21 protein-coding genes and 1 tRNA gene are annotated in these 17,304 nt (G+C 55.8%); 6 read left to right on the top strand and 16 right to left on the bottom strand.

Annotated features, from left to right (window positions below):
* Positions 1 to 5: 5 nt before the first annotated feature.
* Positions 6 to 1,061, bottom strand: a complete 1,056-nt coding sequence (locus RZS32_RS06355; RefSeq protein ID WP_317056178.1) for an acyltransferase family protein — start codon at positions 1,059 to 1,061, stop codon at positions 6 to 8.
* Between the two features lie 613 nt (positions 1,062 to 1,674).
* Here RZS32_RS06355 and aroC point away from each other — a divergent pair.
* Positions 1,675 to 2,778, top strand: a complete 1,104-nt coding sequence (gene aroC, locus RZS32_RS06350) for a chorismate synthase (RefSeq protein ID WP_317056177.1) — start codon at positions 1,675 to 1,677, stop codon at positions 2,776 to 2,778.
* Positions 2,779 to 2,846: 68 nt separating this feature from the next.
* Here aroC and RZS32_RS06345 read toward each other — a convergent pair whose 3' ends face one another.
* The 4 genes from RZS32_RS06345 to RZS32_RS06330 all read right to left on the bottom strand — a co-directional run bounded on the left by RZS32_RS06345 (position 2,847) and on the right by RZS32_RS06330 (position 5,435).
* Positions 2,847 to 3,719: a DMT family transporter gene (locus tag RZS32_RS06345; protein WP_317056176.1), complete on the bottom strand. Its 873-nt coding sequence runs from the start codon at positions 3,717 to 3,719 to the stop codon at positions 2,847 to 2,849.
* A gap of 69 nt (positions 3,720 to 3,788) precedes the next feature.
* A complete protein-coding gene (locus RZS32_RS06340) occupies positions 3,789 to 4,076 on the bottom strand; it encodes an HU family DNA-binding protein (protein WP_317056175.1) in 288 nt (95 codons plus the stop codon).
* A gap of 354 nt (positions 4,077 to 4,430) precedes the next feature.
* Positions 4,431 to 4,712 carry a YiaA/YiaB family inner membrane protein gene (locus tag RZS32_RS06335; protein ID WP_317056174.1) on the bottom strand — a complete coding sequence of 94 codons (282 nt, stop codon included), beginning with the start codon at positions 4,710 to 4,712 and terminating at the stop codon, positions 4,431 to 4,433.
* A gap of 18 nt (positions 4,713 to 4,730) precedes the next feature.
* Positions 4,731 to 5,435, bottom strand: coding sequence for a PspA/IM30 family protein (locus RZS32_RS06330; RefSeq protein WP_317056173.1), 705 nt, complete (start codon positions 5,433 to 5,435; stop codon positions 4,731 to 4,733).
* A 108-nt stretch (positions 5,436 to 5,543) separates the two neighbouring features.
* On the opposite strand from RZS32_RS06330, the gene RZS32_RS06325 reads away from it, so the two are divergent.
* Positions 5,544 to 6,176 (top strand): TetR/AcrR family transcriptional regulator, encoded by a 633-nt coding sequence (locus RZS32_RS06325; protein WP_317056172.1) that lies wholly within the window; start codon positions 5,544 to 5,546, stop codon positions 6,174 to 6,176.
* Between the two features lie 7 nt (positions 6,177 to 6,183).
* Here the strand turns inward: RZS32_RS06325 and RZS32_RS06320 are convergent, their stop codons facing one another.
* Positions 6,184 to 7,665 (bottom strand): AMP nucleosidase, encoded by a 1,482-nt coding sequence (locus RZS32_RS06320; protein WP_317056171.1) that lies wholly within the window; start codon positions 7,663 to 7,665, stop codon positions 6,184 to 6,186.
* A gap of 97 nt (positions 7,666 to 7,762) precedes the next feature.
* On the opposite strand from RZS32_RS06320, the gene RZS32_RS06315 reads away from it, so the two are divergent.
* Both RZS32_RS06315 and RZS32_RS06310 read left to right on the top strand, forming a co-directional pair.
* Positions 7,763 to 8,191 (top strand): glyoxalase, encoded by a 429-nt coding sequence (locus RZS32_RS06315; protein ID WP_317056170.1) that lies wholly within the window; start codon positions 7,763 to 7,765, stop codon positions 8,189 to 8,191.
* A 6-nt stretch (positions 8,192 to 8,197) separates the two neighbouring features.
* On the top strand, positions 8,198 to 9,052 hold the full coding sequence (locus tag RZS32_RS06310; protein WP_317056169.1) for an SDR family oxidoreductase: 855 nt from the start codon (positions 8,198 to 8,200) through the stop codon (positions 9,050 to 9,052).
* A 75-nt stretch (positions 9,053 to 9,127) separates the two neighbouring features.
* Here RZS32_RS06310 and RZS32_RS06305 read toward each other — a convergent pair whose 3' ends face one another.
* From RZS32_RS06305 to RZS32_RS06275, 7 genes are all read right to left on the bottom strand, one after another.
* Positions 9,128 to 10,033, bottom strand: coding sequence for a TIGR01777 family oxidoreductase (locus RZS32_RS06305; protein WP_422395958.1), 906 nt, complete (start codon positions 10,031 to 10,033; stop codon positions 9,128 to 9,130).
* A 32-nt stretch (positions 10,034 to 10,065) separates the two neighbouring features.
* A complete protein-coding gene (locus RZS32_RS06300; protein WP_339106844.1) occupies positions 10,066 to 10,623 on the bottom strand; it encodes a hypothetical protein in 558 nt (185 codons plus the stop codon).
* Between the two features lie 2 nt (positions 10,624 to 10,625).
* Positions 10,626 to 11,273 (bottom strand): DUF4166 domain-containing protein, encoded by a 648-nt coding sequence (locus RZS32_RS06295; RefSeq protein ID WP_317056167.1) that lies wholly within the window; start codon positions 11,271 to 11,273, stop codon positions 10,626 to 10,628.
* Positions 11,274 to 11,343: 70 nt separating this feature from the next.
* Positions 11,344 to 11,961 (bottom strand): GbsR/MarR family transcriptional regulator, encoded by a 618-nt coding sequence (locus RZS32_RS06290; protein WP_317056166.1) that lies wholly within the window; start codon positions 11,959 to 11,961, stop codon positions 11,344 to 11,346.
* Positions 11,962 to 12,029: 68 nt separating this feature from the next.
* Positions 12,030 to 12,299 (bottom strand): 30S ribosomal protein S15, encoded by a 270-nt coding sequence (gene rpsO, locus RZS32_RS06285; RefSeq protein ID WP_317056165.1) that lies wholly within the window; start codon positions 12,297 to 12,299, stop codon positions 12,030 to 12,032.
* Between the two features lie 142 nt (positions 12,300 to 12,441).
* Positions 12,442 to 13,389, bottom strand: a complete 948-nt coding sequence (locus RZS32_RS06280; protein WP_317056164.1) for an NAD(P)-dependent oxidoreductase — start codon at positions 13,387 to 13,389, stop codon at positions 12,442 to 12,444.
* A gap of 106 nt (positions 13,390 to 13,495) precedes the next feature.
* Positions 13,496 to 14,521: a LacI family DNA-binding transcriptional regulator gene (locus RZS32_RS06275; RefSeq protein WP_317056163.1), complete on the bottom strand. Its 1,026-nt coding sequence runs from the start codon at positions 14,519 to 14,521 to the stop codon at positions 13,496 to 13,498.
* Positions 14,522 to 14,658: 137 nt separating this feature from the next.
* Between RZS32_RS06275 and RZS32_RS06270 the strand changes: the two genes are divergently transcribed.
* Positions 14,659 to 14,735, top strand: a tRNA-Arg gene (locus RZS32_RS06270).
* Between the two features lie 24 nt (positions 14,736 to 14,759).
* Here RZS32_RS06270 and RZS32_RS06265 read toward each other — a convergent pair.
* The 3 genes from RZS32_RS06265 to RZS32_RS06255 all read right to left on the bottom strand — a co-directional run bounded on the left by RZS32_RS06265 (position 14,760) and on the right by RZS32_RS06255 (position 16,534).
* Positions 14,760 to 15,188, bottom strand: coding sequence for a GFA family protein (locus tag RZS32_RS06265; RefSeq protein WP_317056162.1), 429 nt, complete (start codon positions 15,186 to 15,188; stop codon positions 14,760 to 14,762).
* Between the two features lie 379 nt (positions 15,189 to 15,567).
* Complete coding sequence (locus tag RZS32_RS06260; protein WP_317056161.1) at positions 15,568 to 16,272, bottom strand: winged helix-turn-helix domain-containing protein; 705 nt, start codon at positions 16,270 to 16,272, stop codon at positions 15,568 to 15,570.
* A 19-nt stretch (positions 16,273 to 16,291) separates the two neighbouring features.
* On the bottom strand, positions 16,292 to 16,534 hold the full coding sequence (locus tag RZS32_RS06255) for a hypothetical protein (protein ID WP_317056160.1): 243 nt from the start codon (positions 16,532 to 16,534) through the stop codon (positions 16,292 to 16,294).
* A gap of 217 nt (positions 16,535 to 16,751) precedes the next feature.
* Here RZS32_RS06255 and RZS32_RS06250 point away from each other — a divergent pair, with 217 nt between their 5' ends.
* Positions 16,752 to 17,234 (top strand): hypothetical protein, encoded by a 483-nt coding sequence (locus RZS32_RS06250; RefSeq protein WP_317056159.1) that lies wholly within the window; start codon positions 16,752 to 16,754, stop codon positions 17,232 to 17,234.
* The last annotated feature ends 70 nt before the right edge of the window (positions 17,235 to 17,304 follow it).

The raw sequence follows: 17,304 nt of genomic DNA, 5'->3' as shown, positions 1-17,304 counted from the left end.
CAAGATCATGCAAGGCGAGGCGCGGCAATCCAGCGTTTTAGGCCAAGTGCAGGATGTTCCACAGCATGCCAGGACAACACGGCGCAGAAAACCGCCAAAGGCAGTGCAAAGATCACATTCGAAAGTGGATCGGAGAAGCCCAAGGCAAAGCCGGTCTGTTGAAGTGGGAATGCGTAAATATAAGTCCCGTAAGAATAATCCCCCAGACGATTGTAAGCCTTCAGCTTTGGCAGGGAGGCAAAGCCTAACAGGATGCTGCCATAGCTAAGCGCGACGATTAGCATAGGCAAAAAGAGCTCAGTATTGCGAAGGAGGGTTGTGAGGACAGCCAGGGCTGCAACCAACCAAAACGTGAGTGGTACATATGCGCGCCAGACATAGACCGTCATGCCGATTACAAAGGGCAGGCCGAGGTACAAGGTGGTTTCAAAACGTTTGCCTAAATCCATGCTTGCCTTGATGCCAAGCGCTACTGCGAAGAGGCTCAGCACGATGAGGAATATGCGTGGGCCTGAAAAAAGACCCATCACACCGCATATCAGAACAAACCCATAGCAAATTACCTCGTATGACAAGGTCCAGAGTGAGCTGTTGACAATTGGGCTGAACGGGTGGCTCTCAAACACACCAGGCAAGTTAGGCGCAGAAAAGAAGAGCAGCAGATTGCGCAGCAGGTAAGACAGGCCCTCTGACCAGAAAGTAAGATCACGGGTCATAGTGACCCAAAGTCCGGCCGCCAGAACTGTAAGTGTCAGCATCACCAAAAGTGCAGGAAAAATGCGCAGTACACGGTTTGTGACAAACGAGACCGGGCTTCGGCTTCGGTCGAAACTTTGGGTGATGAAAAATCCAGATACGGCAAAAAAGATGAGTACGCAGGCATCCCCTAGTGTCACTCCTTTGAGTGTGCCTTCTAAAATCTGCGGGGCATCAGGCCCCCCGGTGACAGGAATGGAATGGGAGACCAAGACACCTAATGCGGCCAGCATGCGCAACAGGTTGAAATTATTGTCGCGCCCCTCAGATTGATCGGCAACAGTGGTCCAAACACCAAAACCCATACGCAAACTCCAAACATCAAATACAAATCAACTTTTTCAAAAAACTGTCCGCCAAAGCAGTCGGCCTTTAATTTATATAGGGCGCTGAGAACTGTTGGCCATGGTGCTCAGCAGACTGATGGCGAGATGAACAAATGAAAGGGGGCCGTTGGTTCGGCCCCTCAGTCAGTCCTGCCGTGTGTGCGTGATTGTCAGTTTTTCTTGCAGAGGCGCGCCTGAGAAAGACGGGTGTCTGCTATGCAATTTGGATGGGTCAATGATGCGGTGGAATATGCAAGCGCGATACAAAATACAAATAAGAACAAAGCCATAAAGATCATCACCTGCATATGCCGGGAAGATGAGTGACACAGTCGCAAGGCTTTGAAAGCTCCAGCGCGGTCATATGATCCTCCCACGTTCATTTTGTATAGGCGAAGTGATTCGAAGCGGTCAATAGAAACCGATTCGCGAAGTGTGAATTCGGTATTCGACACAGGTTTTTCATCGTTCTGCTAGGCCGTGCGAGGTCTGCACGCTTGCATCGCTGCGCGCGGCATTCCGGCGCGTTCGGCGAAATTGCTTGAGGCGGGTGCTGTGCGCGGCTAAGTCCATCCGTCAAAGGAGATCGGGCATGAGCCTCAACACATTCGGACATCTCTTTCGCGTCACCACATGGGGCGAAAGCCACGGGCCTGCTTTGGGTGCGACGGTGGATGGCTGCCCGCCCGGTGTGGCGGTGGATGAGGCGTTTCTCCAGACCTTTCTCGACAAGCGCCGTCCGGGTCAGAGCAAGTTCACCACGCAGCGCAAGGAAGCGGATGCGGTGAAAATCCTGTCGGGTGTGTTTGAGGGGCAAACGACCGGCACGCCGGTGCAGTTGATGATCGAGAACACCGATCAGCGCAGCAAGGATTATGGCGACATTGCCCAGACGTTCCGCCCAGGCCATGCCGATATCACCTATCACCAGAAATACGGCATTCGGGACTATCGTGGAGGCGGGCGCAGCTCGGCGCGTGAAACGGCGGCGCGTGTGGCGGCTGGCGGGTTGGCGCGTGCGGCTTTGCGGCATCTGGCGCCGGGGCTTGAGATCAAAGGGTATATGACCCGTATGGGTGAAGTCGCGATTGATAGGGAGCGGATCGACTGGGCGGAAATTGATCGCAATGATTTCTTCTTGCCCGATGCAAAGGCGGTGCCGGACTGGGAAGCCTATCTTCAGGACATTCGCAAGGCGCAGAATTCCGTGGGTGCCGAGATTGAGGTTGTCTGTCGCGGCGCCCCTGCCGGGTTGGGCGCGCCCGTCTATGGCAAGTTGGATACCGATCTGGCCTCGGCCATGATGTCGATCAACGCGGTAAAAGGGGTTGAGATTGGCGAAGGCATGGCGGCTGCGCGTCTCAAGGGGACCGACAACGCCGATGAGATCTTCATGGGGGCAGATGGGCCGGAGTATAGCTCGAACCATGCAGGTGGGATCCTTGGGGGGATTTCTACCGGGCAGGATATCGTGGTTCGGTTTGCGGTGAAACCGACCTCCTCGATCCTGACCCCGCGCAAATCCATCCGCATGGATGGCAGTGCCACGGAAGTCGTAACCAAGGGACGGCACGATCCCTGTGTGGGTATCCGCGCCGTGCCGGTCGGTGAGGCGATGATGGCCTGTGTGATCCTGGATCATTTGCTCTTGCATCGCGGTCAGGTTGGCGATGGTCCGCGTGGTGTGATCGGGTAGGTCGCGGAATTTTGGGAAAATTCCGACGCCTCCGGCGGGGGTATTTATGACAAGAAAGAAGCCGGTGTTCAGTCCGGCTTGGTCTGTCGTGATATTTGAACCGCGAGGATGCCAAGGGTCACGATGATCACGCCGATGATGTCCCATATGCGGAGCGCCTCGCCTAGGATCAGCGCGGCGATGGTGACGCCAAGAAACGGGTTGAGAAAGTGGAATGTGGCAGCTTTGATGGCGCCGATGCGGTTGACCAGCCAGAACCAGGTCAGTGTTGCAGCAAGGCCAGGGATCAGCGTGGTGTAGGCAAAGGCCGCAATGAGTTGCCAGGACCAGTCGATCCGGATGGTCTCGGTGGTCGCACCTACAACACCGAGCACCACACTGCCGACCAGCATCTGAAGACCAACGATCATAAGGAAATTGCCGCCAGAGGTCGCCCCACGCACAGACAGGGTTGCAAATGTCAGCGCGATAACGCCGATGACACAGAGTGCGATGCCATAAAGGTCGGCGCCGCCTTGCAGGCGCGACCCCATAATAATGCCGACCCCGATCACCCCGGCCGCGAGTCCGGCAAACCCGAGCGCGCCAATGCGTTCCTTGAAGACGATCCAACTGGCCAGCCCGACGAGAAGTGGCATGGTGGATGCTATGATGGCCGCGAGTGACGCCTCAACTGTTTGCATGGCCACGAAGTTGAGGCCGAGATAGAGCGCGTTCTGGCAGATGCCGAAGATGATGGTTGCGCGCCACTGTGCCGGTGTCAGGTGCCAAGTTTGACCCAGGGCCCGGGCGATCAGGACGCCGAGCAAACCAGATATCAGGAACCGCAATGCGAGTGCGCTGACTGGAGGGGCTGCGGACACGATAATTCGGGCGGAGGTAAATGCGCTCGACCACATGACCGCAAAGGCCAGGCCCATCAGAATTGCGCGCACGTCCATAACTGTTGTCCAAACTCAAAAGGGCCGCCAATGAGGCGACCCTTTCTCAAACTGTCTGGAATGACAAGATCAGCCGTTCACGCTGTCTTTCAGCGCTTTGGCGATGGTCATCTTGACGACCTTGTCAGCGTCCTTGTGAATCTGCTCGCCGGTGGCAGGGTTGCGCACCATGCGTGCTGGACGCTCGCGGCAATAGATTTTGCCGACACCTGGAAGTGTCACAGCACCACCGCCGGATACTTCGCGGGTGATGATCGAGATAAGCGAGTCCAGCGCGCCGCTCGCGGATTTCTTGTCGCTGCCCATTTCCTCGGCCAAGGCCGTGACGAGCTGTGTTTTGGTCATAGGTTTTGCCATTTTCTGGTCTCCTTCAACTGCCCGTTTCTTGGGCCTCCTGCCGCAGATTTAACTGCATCTTGTGAGTGAACACAACAAATAGTGTAAGAAAATAAGGTTTTTCGGCGGGTTTTGGGGGTGTTTTGTCCGAGGAGTCGAAAAGATACCCTACAGTTTTCAGCTCTTGGGTTCGATTTTCCGGAGAAATGCATCTTCTTGCGCAAGGCCGAATCAAGGCGAAAACCCTTGATTTGAAGCGTTTCGATAACGGTGGCGGGGGAATTTGGCATGTTATCCGAGTGTATTCGATGCCGGAATACTGAAGGGGTGGGCATGACGGCCCACCCCGAGTTCTGCCAATTTTGACAGTCTTGGTTACGCTGCCTTGGGGTCGCTCACCTCTGCGAGGATGCGCTCAGTGCGTGCCTCCTCAAGTTTGTTGTGCAGGCGGTGGCTTTCTTCGGTGTCACGAATGGACTTTGTAATTCCGGCGGTCGTACTCACAAGCATGATTGCAGACATTGCGTAGAATCCTTTCGCAGCAAATGAGGCCTCCAGGAAGAAGATGCCGCCGGCCATCATAGAAGCGGCCACCGCAAATTGCAGATAGGTGAAGAGGGTCCAGGCGTTGGAGTTCTTGAGGGTATAACTGTCCATGGATCTTTCCTTTCAAGTTTATTTGGATTTCGATTGGTCTGGTTTTGGCTGCTGCTTGGCTTTGAGGCGTGCCAGCACGCTTTCCGCGTTGCTCCGTTTGGGTGCACCACATCCAGCAATGGCCAGGCGGTCATCTATGTTTTCCGCGCGCATTTGCGTAGACAGTTCCGTCATGGCTTTGGCGGTGGCCGCGGCGTGCTCCTGTCTGGTCTGCAACTTTCTGAGTGTGTCGGCTGCGTCCTCCAGATCCGTTTTGGACATGGCGGGCAGGGCGCCGCGAAGCTTAATTGCCTTTTCATTGACTTCTGCAAGACGCTGACCGCGCTTCAGCTCGGTGAGCTGCGCCTCACTTTCCTTCAGGCATTGCCGCAACTGAAGCAGTTCGTTTGAATAGGTGCTAATTGCTTGCCGGGTTGCAGCGGCTTCGGCTTCCAGATCGGCAATTGCTTCGGATGCTTCCATTGCAAGGTGTTCACGATCATTTTCGATCGCGTCGAGAGCTCGTACTTCAAGGGATGAGATCTGCTCTTCAAGTTTGGCAAGCGCTGCCTTTTCGCGGTCGGCATAGGCCATCACAACGGCCAGTGCCTTGCGTGTTTTTTCAACGCCGTTAGCCGCATCGCGCAGTTGTTGCCGAAGAATGGGCAAGGCATTTGCGTCCATAAATGCCTCAGCTGCATCCTCAGATCGACCCCGCGCCAGAACAAGTAATTTTCCAAACATTTTGACTTACCTTAATTTTTGAACGATGTTCACAGCGGTCAGATAAGAAGCTCATGAACGTTGTTCAAGATTGAACATGAACAACGTTCAGAAACAATTTGTGCAGATATGGAAAACAAAAGAGAGACCAAACGCGACGCGTTGCGAGAAAGATTGATCAAGGCCGCCGAAGGTTTAATCAAAGAACGGGGTTTGAGTGGTCTAAAGGCGCGCGATATCACCACCCGTGCAGAATGTGCCTTGGGTGCGCTTTATACGGCTGTGGAAGACCTTAGTCATTTAGTGGTCCTCGTTAATTCCCGAACTTTGTCTCATTTGGGGCAGGTGTTGCGCTCTGCGGTTCCGAAAGGCGCGACACCGGAACAAACGATGCATGCCCTGGCGCAGGCGTATGTGCAGTTTGCTGTCAATCATACAAACCTGTGGTCCGCGATCTTCAACCACCGCCTGCCAGAGGGGGATGAAGCACCAGAGTGGCACCAGGCCGAATACGCCGTTCTGATTCAAGAGATTATTGCGCCGCTGTCGGTCTTGCGGCCGGACCTTGACCCCGAACAGCTGCGCCAGCGGTCACAAACACTTTTTGCGTCTGTGCACGGGGTCATTCAACTGTCCATTCAAGGATTGTATGTCGGCGCGCCACCTGAGCGTCTTGCAGAAGAGGTTGACGCACTTGTCGAAGCCATGACGCGCGGAATTCGTCTGCTTGAGAATAAGGAGATGATTGGGCCGCAAGCCTGAATCGAATTCACAAAAACGCCGTTTCATCGAAGCTGCGCAGTTTGCGTGAGTGAATCCGTTCCAGCGGCATGTTGCGGATATGCTCCATGGCTCGGATGCCGATCATGAGATGGCGGGAGACCTGTGTCTTGTAGAAATCTGACGCCATGCCGGGGAGTTTCAGCTCTCCGTGCAAGGGTTTGTCAGACACGCACAGGAGCGTGCCATACGGCACCCGAAAGCGAAAGCCGTTGGCGGCGATGGTTGCACTTTCCATGTCCAGTGCGATGGCGCGTGATTGACTGAGCCGTTGCACCGGGCCGGATTGATCGCGGAGTTCCCAATTCCGGTTGTCAAAGCTGGCCACAGTGCCGGTGCGCATGAAGCGCTTGAGATCGTACCCTTCTAGTTCGGTCTCCGATGCCACGGCCTGTTCCAGAGCAATCTGGATTTCGGCCAGAGCTGGGATCGGCACCCAGGCAGGCAAGTCGTCATCCAGCACGCCGTCTTCCCGCAGATATGCGTGGGCGAGGACGAAATCCCCGAGCGATTGCGAATTGCGTAAGCCTGCACAGTGGCCGACCATGATCCACGCATGTGGACGCAGCACCGCGATATGATCGGTGGCGGTTTTGGCATTCGACGGACCGACGCCGATATTAACCAAAGTAATTCCGCTGCCATCGGATCGGGTCAGGTGATAGCTTGGCATCTGCGGCAATTTTGATGTGGGTGCCAGCGGTGCATCTGGGTCGGTGATCATTGCATTGCCCGGGCCGACAAAGCTCTCATAGCCACTGTTCGGATCGGCCAGCATGTGGCGGGCATAGGCCTCAAACTCGGCCACGTAGAACTGATAGTTGGTGAACAGCACATGGTTCTGAAAATGGCCGGGATCTGTTGCGGTATAATGCGTCAGCCGCGCCAGAGAATAGTCCACCCGCTGTGCCGTAAACGGCGCAAGCGCCCCAGGCTGGTCATCGCTTGGAACAAAGGTTCCGTTGACGATGTCATCATTGGTGCTCGACAGCTCCGGCACATCGAAATAGTCACGCAAGGTGAAATCAGCAGCCCCTTGTTGCGGAACACTAAGGCCAGTGTCATTGGCAACAGCGAAATGCACAGGCATGGGCGTTTGCGAAATCTGAATGGTGACCGGCACGTCGTGATTGCACATCAAGAGGTCAATTTGTTGTTCCAGGTAATGCCGGAACAGACGCGGCCGCGTGATCGTCGTGGCGTAGGTGCCGGGCTCGGCCAGATGGCCAAAACTGAGACGGCTGTCGATCTTGGCAAAGCTGGTCGTGCTAAGGCGGATCTCGGGATAATAGGCACGCACACGACCCGACGGGCCATGCGGAGACATGGCGGATTTGAACTCTTCACAGAGAAACTGCGTCGCCTCATCATAAAGCGTGATGAGATGGGCAACAGCGGCTTTGGCATCGGAAAATGTCTTGGGTACAGAGGCGGGCGGTGTCCGCGCTGTGTCGGAGGGGGCATGAACCATAAAGGGACCTGATGTGATGCGGATGCAGGCGTACGTTGACACGGGCGCGGGCGGTGATCAAGTTGCCGGGGCGACGTGATCTTGGGGGATGTGCAAGATGGACTATGAAACGGTATCTGCCGAAGCCTTTGGTGCATCGCTCAGAGGTATTGGACTGAATATTCTGGTGCGGGATGTGACCGCGCAGGTGGCGTTTCTTGAGGATATCTTTCAGCTGAAAGCGCATCGCGTGAGTCAGGATTTTGCCATTCTGACCTATTTCGGAGAGGTCATGCAGCTTCATGCTGATCACACTTACAGTGCCAATCCTTTGTTGGGGCTATTGCCTGAAGCAGGTGCGCGGGGCGCTGGTGCCGAGTTTCGTTTCTATCAAACGGACCCCGATGAGGCAGTAGTACGGGCCAAGGCGTGTGGGGCGTATATTTTGCAGGAACCGACGGACAAGCCGCATGGGCTGCGCGAGGCATACATCGTGTGTGAAAACGGCTATGCTTGGGTTCCTTCACGGCCGCTGGAATTGGAGTAATCAGGCATGAGAAAAACGCTGCTGTCCTTTGGGCATGGGTATTCCGCGCGCGCATTGGCGCGGCGTCTGGTGCCTCAGGGTTGGACGATCTACGGCACAACGCGGTCGGCGGATAAAGCTGATGTTCTGCGTGAGGAAGGCGTGCATCCTGTGGTGTGGCCCGGCGGAGATTTGAGCAAGGCTTTTGACACCGCCACGCATCTGCTGATCTCCGCAGGACCGGGGCAAGATGGCGATCCGGTGTTGAAGGCCTGTCGCAACGAGATCACGGCGCTTGCTTCTCGGCTCGATTGGGCAGGGTACCTCTCGACAACAGGCGTTTATGGCGACCATCAGGGCGGTTGGGTCGATGAACACACACCGTTGACCCCGTCAACCCGACGCGGGCAGTTGCGAGTGGAGGCCGAGGCCGCATGGCAAGCCATCGAGGGCCTGCCGCTGCACATCTTTCGATTGGCTGGGATTTATGGCCCGGGTCGCGGCCCGTTTGCCAAAGTGCGGCAAGGCACAGCGCGGCGGATCGTGAAAAAAGGTCAGGTGTTCAGCCGCATTCACGTTGAAGACATCGCGCAGGTTCTGGACGCCTCTATAAAAAAACCTAACCCGGGCACGGTGTATAATGTCTGTGACAACGATCCGGCCCCGCCGCAGGATGTCATTGGGTATGCCGCTGAGTTGCTTGGTCTGCCTTTGCCGCCTGAAGTTGATTTTGAAACGGCAGATATGACGCCTATGGCGCGGTCGTTTTATGCGGAATCCAAACGCGTAGACAACACGCGGATCAAGGAGGAACTGGGCGTGGAACTGATCTTTCCGGACTATCGCACGGGCTTGCAGGCCTTGTTGAATAACGAGGGCTAGGGGCGTCGGCATAGGTAAGACGTTCGATCTTTTGATGATCGAACGTCCACCACGACCCCATTTCATGACTTCATTTTATTTGGCCGCAACCCGTTGCTGGTGAGTATCAATTCCGGCCTGCTGTGGTTTTGCACCGGTAATCTTGCGCAGCATTGGGGCCAGCCGGGGGTGCCTGAAGACAAAACCATAGTGCTGCAATCGTGATGGGATGACGCGTTGACCGCCTAGCATTGTCTCACGCGCCATATCTCCAAGAAGGGTGGCAAGTATCCAATGTGGCGCTTTCAAGAAAGCCGGGCGTTTCAAGGCACGCGCCAAAGCGCGCGAAAACTCCACATTGCGGACCGGATGCGGCGCAGTTGCGTTTACGGGACCTTCGAGAGCTTCGTTCGCAATCGCAAATGCAATCACGCGGACAAGGTCGTCCTGTTCAATCCACGACATCCATTGTTGACCTTCGCCCATGACGCAGCCGCCGCCGAATTCGAATGGGGTGAGCAGTTTGGCCAAGATGCCGCCGTCGACGCCAAGAACAAGTCCGATGCGGAGCCGGACCGCCCGCACGCCGTATTGGGCGGCCTGAGCTGTGGCGCGTTCCCATGCCTCGCAGACGTCATGAACAAACGCCGGTGCAAAGCCTGCCTCCTCTGACAGCTCTTCGTCGCCGCGCAACCCATACCAACCAATGGCCGACCCATTGACCAAGCATTTGGGTTTGCTTTCCAGCCTTTGGATCAATTTGTTCAGTCCTACGGTCATATCAACTCGGGACTGGATGATTTTGGCACGTTTCTTCCTGGTCCAAAGACCATTTGCGATGGGTTCGCCTGCAAGGTTTACGATGGCATCAAAATGATCCGCGTTGTGAACCTGATCAAGGTCGGCGATGACGCGCACGGGATGAGGCAGCATGTCCGCCTTTTTAGGATTGCGTGTGACAACGGTTACGAAATGACCTGCTGCGACCAATGCCGCGACCAGGCGCTGACCGATGAATCCGGTTCCGCCCGTGATCAGGATATGTTGGCGCGGGGGAGGGTGGAAACCAGATCGGCTGGGTTTCCTCGGTCCAGACGGTCACTTCGGGACGCGGCAAGCAAATCACGTGCGCTAAAGAGGCCGACACCGATCGCAGACAACGTCGCCATCACACTCCACCAGCCGTAGTTCACCACGACAAAGCCGGTTGGCAGAGAGGACCAAGCCAAAAGGTAAGGCGCGGCCAATGCCAGAATGGCCCCGTAGTTCAACGCCAGAAGCGTGTGATTGATCCGTTCACTGCCGGGCAGTTTGCGGGTCATGTCCTCTTCGACAAAATCCCAAAGGGTGATCATGACTTCAACGGCAAGGATCAAAGTCAGCGCTATGGCGAATGCGCCGTGGGGCTCCAACCAGGCAAAGCACAGGAAGATCACCGCATAAAAGAAGTTGCGGACCCCGTGCAGGCGCAGTTCGGTTTTCTGAGACGCGCGCCAGGCAAGGCGCTCGCTGCCTTCGTGGTGCAGGAGCGTGTCGAACGCGCCCATGACAACCTGAATTGAAATCAGTGTCCAAAGGATGGGGTTGTCCATAATTAGTCCTCCATATCTGAAAATATTGCGTCCTGATGGATCAGCTCGCCAAACAGCTTGCTCTGAAGACTGAGGGAAAAGAGAAACCGGCCATCACCAAGGTCTTGATGTGTGATGGTCAGCGCACCGGGGCGAAGCCATGCAGGGAGTCGTAGTTTTCTGGTGCCGAGTTGCAGGAAGTAGTGGTCGCTTTCGAAACAGAGGCGGTCCTGACCAGTGCAGACACGAAGCGCCATTCCGATGCCTGCGCCGACATATTCCTCAATCCCGGTGGGACCGGCAAAGCGCTTGGAGCTATGAATGACCTGCGGGAAGCCAGAGGCGCGCCCATATTGCCGTATCCAAAACTGGCCGCTTCCGGCTTGATCTTCGGTCACTGAAACCACGGCAGGTTGGTTCACCGAAGACATGTCATAAGGCAGAGGGCCGCCAACCAGTCTGGCAATCTGAGCCAATAACCGCCCCGCCAGATTCATCCGCATGGAAACAACCTTTCCCTGGTAGACAACGCTTTCCCCACCGGACAGCCGTTTGCCAAATCGCGCGCGCACCTTGCACGGCAACGCGTTCCAATTTTGCTTGCCAACCAGACTCCTAAAACGGTGATCGGGATGGATCTGTGGGTGACTGCAGAGGGTAGTATGTTCCATTTTGCACCTTGTACTGACTTGTCGGTTATTTCTGTATAAAGAGAAATTAATATCCAAATTTTTTGCCCGGCTATTCGGTCTTCTTGCTTCCGATTTTGAGTAAGGCGAGAACCTTGTCGCCCATTTTCATGAGCATTGAGAGTTTGGATTTTGGGACGTTCAACATCTGGTCAGACCAACGATCAGCCGTCACCAAAAAATCGTGCATTTCCTGCATTCGGCTTAGGGCAACAGGATGCAACCCGGGTTCATCGATGGCCTGCTTCACACAAATGTCTATCGCACGCATAGCTGGATCGATTTCACGTTCTTTGCGGCCTTTGGCGATCAGCATGGCCATTTCCCAGACGTCGACCTCCGCCACAAAATGTTCGCGGCGGTCTCCGGCAACCGGCACGCGGCGGATCAAGCGCCAGCCAACGAGCTCTTTCAACGAATTGGAGACGTTTGACCGGGCGATTCCCAGCTCTTCTGATATCTGTTCTGCATTCATTGGGGCTTCGCTCAGAAAGAGCAGCGCATGGATTTGCGCGACCGAACGGTTCACGCCCCACTGACTGCCCATATCGCCCCAGTAGAGGATGAACTTCGATTTTGCAGAAGAATCGGTTATATCGGTAATTTCTGTCATAACAGAAATAATAGACAAACAGACGAAAGAGTCAAGTAACGCCAAACCACCGGTCATCACTCATGCCAGGCCAAACGAAAAATCGCACCCGAATGGGTGCGATTGATCTGACGTATGCGCGGTGTTTAGCGGCGGATGCCGAGGCGCTTGATGAGGTCGGTGTAGCGCGCCTCTTCTTTCGCCTTGAGATAGTCCAGAAGCTTGCGGCGCTGTGCGACCATTTTCAGAAGGCCACGGCGGCCGTGGTTGTCCTTCTTATGGGTCTTGAAATGCTCTGTCAGCGTGGTGATGCGTGAAGTCAGAATGGCAACCTGTACTTCGGGCGAACCTGTGTCGCCTTCCTTGGTTGCGAACTCTTTCATCACCTTGGCTTTTTCTTCGGCCGTGATCGACATCGGGATCTCCTTTGTGTCAAAGGGTTGAGGGCGCAAGCCGGGATGTCGTCCAGCAAGGTCCTATGGAGAACACCGCCATATCGGAGGCGGATGCGGGCGTATAGGAGATTCTCAAGAGGAAGGGAAGCCTAAACTTACCCCTTTAACGCCCCTGCGGGATCACTTCATATCCTGGCTCTTCGGGTTCATCATCGACCATCTCGGGCGGAAAGCCGGGCGCGCGAATATCGAGACCGGTGGAATCTTCCAATCGGCGGATAATGTTGGGAGAAAGCTCTCTTGGCCCGTAACGTTCGATGCCATCATCAAAGATTTTCATCATCAACGGGTTCATCTCAAGCGGCACACCAGCGCGGTCGGCCACCTCTTGGAACAGGCCAATATCCTTCTTCACCAGATCCATGGTGAAAGAAATATCCCGGCTGCCATTCAGGATTACCTGACTTTCGGTTTCATGCACGAAGGACGTACCCGAGCTGATCTTGAGCGCCTCATAAGTGGTGTTGAGGTCCATCCCCGCCGCTTTGGCCGTGACCAGCGCCTCGCAGCAGGTGATCAGGTTGGCCGTGGCCAGATAATTGGTGATCACCTTGAGCACAGAGGCACTGCCTAGATCACCAGTATGCAGGATGCGGCGGCCCATCTTGGTCAGGAAGGGCAGGATGCGCTCAAACGTCTCGCGGTCACATCCCGCAAAAATCGAGATATTGCCGGTATCCGCCCGGTGACAGCCGCCTGAAACCGGGCAATCCACCGCAGCGCCACCTTTTTCGATCACCAACGCGCCAAGCCGTTTGGCCTCGGCCTCATCCGTGGTGGACATCTCCATCCAGATTTTGCCGGGGCCCACTTCGGGCAGCATCTCTTGCATGACGGCGTCGGAGGCCGCAGGGCTGGGCAAACAGGTGATCACCGCGTCGCAGTTGCGCATCATCTGCGCCGGGCTTTCCCCACGTTGCGCGCCCTTGGCAACCGCCGCATCGACAAGATCGGCATTCAGATCATGCACCACAAGGTCCACGCCGTTTCTCAACAGCGATCCGCTCAGCTTACCCCCTACATTGCCGAGGCCAATGAACCCTACTTTCATGATCGTCTCCTTTGGATCATCTACGCGCTTCGCCACATCGTGATCATGCGCAGCCACAGGTCTTGCCTGTCTGCGACATCCTCAGGTCGTCAATACCGGGAAAAGCCTATCGAACGCGCAGCGTATCGCCGTAGGTGATCTTTGGCTCAAGTACGATCCGTTTGGGGTCTTGCGGGGTTTCAGACCCTGATCGCTCGACAATGATCTCGGCAGCGCGGCGGCCAATTTCCAAACGACAGGAATCCATCGTGGCCAGTTCCTGTGGCAAACCTCGCAAGAGGTTCACGCCGTTGAACCCGGCAAGCCCCATGGCATTGGGAATATCGACACCCTGTTCCATCAGGTAAAGGAGACCGCCTGCACCGATGAGATCGTTGGAGTAATAGATAAAATCGAGATCAGGGCTTCGGTTCAGCACATCGCGCGTCATCTCGCGGCCTTTGGCCAAGGCCGATCCACCGGAATAAAAATCACTGTCTTCAATTTCGACCCCGGCCTTGGCCAAGGTCTCGGTGAACCCCTCGAACCGTTTACGCGCCCGATGATCGAGCAGCATCTTGGTCCCCAGAAAGGCGATATGCTCATACCCCGCCTTCAGGATCGCCTGCGCCATCTGTTGGCCTGCCCGGCGATGCGAGATGCCCACAACCGAGTCTACCGGCGTGCCGTCCACATCCATGATCTCAACCACTGGTATGCCCGCCGCGCGCAGCATCGCTCGGCTCGCATCGGAATGTTCCAGCCCTGCGATGATCACACCAGAGGGGCGCCAGGAGAGCATTTCATAAAGAACCTGCTCTTCCTTTTCAGGCATATATCCGGTTACCCCCACCACAGGTTGAAGCCCGGTTTCGTCCAAGATCTGACTGATCCCGGTCATCACCTCGGGAAAGACCATATTCGACATGGACGGAATGATGACCGCCACAAGGTTCACTCGTTGACTGGCCAGCGCCCCGGCGATCTTGTTGGGCACATAACCCAGCGTCTTGGCCGCCTCGAGTACCCGTTCGCGGGTGGCGTCCGAGACATCCCCGCGATTGCGCAACACGCGGCTTACAGTCATTTCCGACACGCCCGACGCCTCAGACACATCGCGGAGGGTCAGCGGGCGGTTGTCATGTTTGGTCACAATAGGGATGTCCCGATGGTTCGAGGGATAGCTGGGAAAAATGTTACCGCAATCACCACAACCAGCGCAACCATGCGCGAATACCAACCCTTTGTGGCTGACAAGGCCAATCCAAGCCGATATTCAAACACGTAAGCGGCCCCGTGGCTCAACTGGATAGAGCAGCCCCCTCCTAAGGGGCAGGTTGCAGGTTCGAATCCTGCCGGGGTCGCCAACCCATGGCTCTGGCGCGTTCACGCTAGGCGGTGTCGTCGCTCAGGTCTTTGTCGGCTTGAAACAATGTGCCTTCGTATTTCGGAAGGTCATCATCCATCTGCAACCAGCTCAGCCTACTCTGATAGTTCACGTGAAATGTCGGCTCAAACTCTTCGGGGTTCTCCATTGATGCGGCGTAGAGGTTCATGCCGCCTTCGTAGTGTGCTGCCTTGAACGCCATGGGCGTGCCACAGGATGCACAAAAATGACGGAATACCCCTTTTGAGCTTTCCAGTGTTTTGGGTGTGTGACCCGTCCATGCGAAAGTCTTGAGCGGAACTCCAAGCCACGCAACAACAGGTGCCGAGCAGTTCCGGCGGCAATCGTCGCAATGGCAATAGCACGCCCAGGTGGGCTCTCCGTCGTAAACCCATCCTGTCCTCTTGCAAAGGCAATGGCCGCGCGTTGTCATTTTTTTTACCCTTCTCTTTGACCCGAATTTCAGCATCCGATGACGAACATGATTCATGAAATGAGGCGCCGAACGATAATGAAGTGGACTGATCTGGCCCGAATTGCGACATGGTCTGCAACTGCTGCGTCAAAGAGCATCGCGCGAGGCCGTTTCCAAACTCGGAGGGAAACCCCTTCCCCCTTTCCCCCTTATATCCAGCACCCAAATGCCCCATCTTTAACTCATCAGGGCGGGAACAAGCCCTGGATGTTTCTTAAATGGGTAACGCCGAGTTTTGGCGGTGTGTGAGTTAGTAACGAGTCCATTGGGTGCGTGACGGGGTCATGTGTGCAAACACGGGGCCTCGTCACTGCTGTTGTATCTCAAGTGATGCCAATCAGATGACCTTGATCACATCCTTATCAATGGCAAGCATATAGCCGCGCCGTGCGATGTTCTTGACCAGAAGTTCGCTAATCATCTGATTGCCCAGCGTGTCACGCAGCCGCTTGATCCGCGTGGCCCCCGCGGCCTCTTCGCAATCCGCGCTGGCACGGCCCGAAATCACCGCTTCTATCTCTGCCCCTGTCATCACGTCATCGTCCATGCGCGCTTCGGCCAGAACGGCGAGCGTTTCCATCGCCGCGTCGGTGAGCTTGAACCCCATATTATTGAGATAAACCGTTTTCTCTTCGCGGCTGATCAGCAGGGAACTGACCTGAATGCCAGACCTCTCGATCTGGGCCATGCGGCGGTTAAGTGTGATCAGCATAATAAGAAACACCAAGGCCGCTATCAGAAGTGCCGTGGCAAAGACCAGCAGCACGAAGATCACCATGCGATAGCTGGTCAGCGTCTCGGAAAAGGCTGTGCCGGATAGCGCCAGGATTTCCAGCAGCTTGATTTCGGCGTCCGAGCTGAGCTCATCATTTTCCACAAAGATGCGTTCTACCTTGGCGTTGAACGCGTTTGCGTCAGGCAAAGAGACAAATAGCAGAATGGCCGCGACCACCAGGATCCCGACGATCGCGGCGACCCCGAACAAAACAACTCGGTTGCCCGAGCGCCGGGCGTCTGAGGCGGAATCGGTTAGCTCATGCAAGAGCGCTCTCCTTCCTGACTTATCCTTCGCGCACGGAAACGACCTTGAGCAAGGTCAGGCCCTGTGCCGCCAGCTGTGATCGCAACTGCTTGGTGGCATTGCCAACCGTGCAGGGTCCGCTGATCTGAGCGGTACTAAAGAAGAGTTTTAATGGTTTGTCACTCTTGGCTTTGTACTCGGCCACACAGGCGGCCTGAGCAACACTTGCGGTCGCAATGACAAGAAAAGTGCCCAGAAGGCAGGAGAAGAGTTTTTGTTTCATGCGCTCAAAATGCGCGAGAGCCTGCCGCTATTCAATAACTCAATCGCGAAATCCGGCTGAGTGCGGCGTGTTATCCGATAACACCCTGCCGTTATTGCCTGTCTGAGGGAGGCAAGCTCAGTTTTGTGCCATGACACGCTTCCGCTGCTGCCATCCAATTTCGTGTTCATCAGCGCAGAGCACAGATAACGACCTCTACTGTCGGGAAGGACAAAACATGACGCACCGCATTTTCATCTCCATCATTCTGGCGGCGGCGATTGCCGTCACTGGTATGACCGCTGCACCGGCACGTGCAGACAACGACGCGGCAAAAGTCATCGCGGGCGTTGCCGCTCTTGCGATCATTGGCGCAGTGATTGCCGAAGACCGCAAAGACCGCCGTCGCAAAGCCGCCGCACGCAATCACGTTTCAAAGCACCAGTACAACCACAACAGGCGCTATAAGGATGACGGGCATCGCTACCGGTACCAAAACCAGTCCAAACGCCGCGCTTTGCCAGTGCGCTGCCGTCGCGACGGGTATACGCGTCGGGGTGACGTCTATGGCTACGGTCGCCGCTGCCTGCTGAACAACTATTCGCAATTCAACGCCTTGCCACACAACTGCGCGGTCCGTGCTCAGGGATACAACGGCGGTCAGCGCGTAATTTACAGTGGGCGCTGCCTCAGAAAGCATGGCTACGTCACACCTGGCTGATACGCAGGCGGTATAAACATCGAGCAGAAACGAGGGGCCCGAAGAAATTCGGGTCTCTCTCTTTTTTGTC

The organism is Roseovarius sp. W115 (assembly GCF_032842945.2).
Classification (GTDB): Bacteria; Pseudomonadota; Alphaproteobacteria; order Rhodobacterales; family Rhodobacteraceae; genus Roseovarius; species Roseovarius rhodophyticola.
This window is presented reverse-complemented; position numbering and strand designations above follow the sequence as displayed.

Coding starts and splice junctions, on each gene's coding strand:
- RZS32_RS06280 (WP_317056164.1), bottom strand. CDS start 13,389: ATGAAAGTAGGGTTCATTGGCCTCGGCAATGTAGGGGGTAAGCTGAGC.
- RZS32_RS06335 (WP_317056174.1), bottom strand. CDS start 4,712: ATGGACAGTTATACCCTCAAGAACTCCAACGCCTGGACCCTCTTCACC.
- RZS32_RS06325 (WP_317056172.1), top strand. CDS start 5,544: ATGGAAAACAAAAGAGAGACCAAACGCGACGCGTTGCGAGAAAGATTG.
- RZS32_RS06340 (WP_317056175.1), bottom strand. CDS start 4,076: ATGGCAAAACCTATGACCAAAACACAGCTCGTCACGGCCTTGGCCGAG.
- RZS32_RS06255 (WP_317056160.1), bottom strand. CDS start 16,534: ATGAAACAAAAACTCTTCTCCTGCCTTCTGGGCACTTTTCTTGTCATT.
- RZS32_RS06295 (WP_317056167.1), bottom strand. CDS start 11,273: ATGGAACATACTACCCTCTGCAGTCACCCACAGATCCATCCCGATCAC.
- RZS32_RS06265 (WP_317056162.1), bottom strand. CDS start 15,188: ATGACAACGCGCGGCCATTGCCTTTGCAAGAGGACAGGATGGGTTTAC.
- RZS32_RS06355 (WP_317056178.1), bottom strand. CDS start 1,061: ATGGGTTTTGGTGTTTGGACCACTGTTGCCGATCAATCTGAGGGGCGC.
- RZS32_RS06320 (WP_317056171.1), bottom strand. CDS start 7,665: ATGGTTCATGCCCCCTCCGACACAGCGCGGACACCGCCCGCCTCTGTA.
- RZS32_RS06315 (WP_317056170.1), top strand. CDS start 7,763: ATGGACTATGAAACGGTATCTGCCGAAGCCTTTGGTGCATCGCTCAGA.
- RZS32_RS06330 (WP_317056173.1), bottom strand. CDS start 5,435: ATGTTTGGAAAATTACTTGTTCTGGCGCGGGGTCGATCTGAGGATGCA.
- RZS32_RS06250 (WP_317056159.1), top strand. CDS start 16,752: ATGACGCACCGCATTTTCATCTCCATCATTCTGGCGGCGGCGATTGCC.
- RZS32_RS06345 (WP_317056176.1), bottom strand. CDS start 3,719: ATGGACGTGCGCGCAATTCTGATGGGCCTGGCCTTTGCGGTCATGTGG.
- rpsO (WP_317056165.1), bottom strand. CDS start 12,299: ATGTCGATCACGGCCGAAGAAAAAGCCAAGGTGATGAAAGAGTTCGCA.
- RZS32_RS06290 (WP_317056166.1), bottom strand. CDS start 11,961: ATGACCGGTGGTTTGGCGTTACTTGACTCTTTCGTCTGTTTGTCTATT.
- RZS32_RS06310 (WP_317056169.1), top strand. CDS start 8,198: ATGAGAAAAACGCTGCTGTCCTTTGGGCATGGGTATTCCGCGCGCGCA.
- RZS32_RS06300 (WP_339106844.1), bottom strand. CDS start 10,623: ATGGACAACCCCATCCTTTGGACACTGATTTCAATTCAGGTTGTCATG.
- aroC (WP_317056177.1), top strand. CDS start 1,675: ATGAGCCTCAACACATTCGGACATCTCTTTCGCGTCACCACATGGGGC.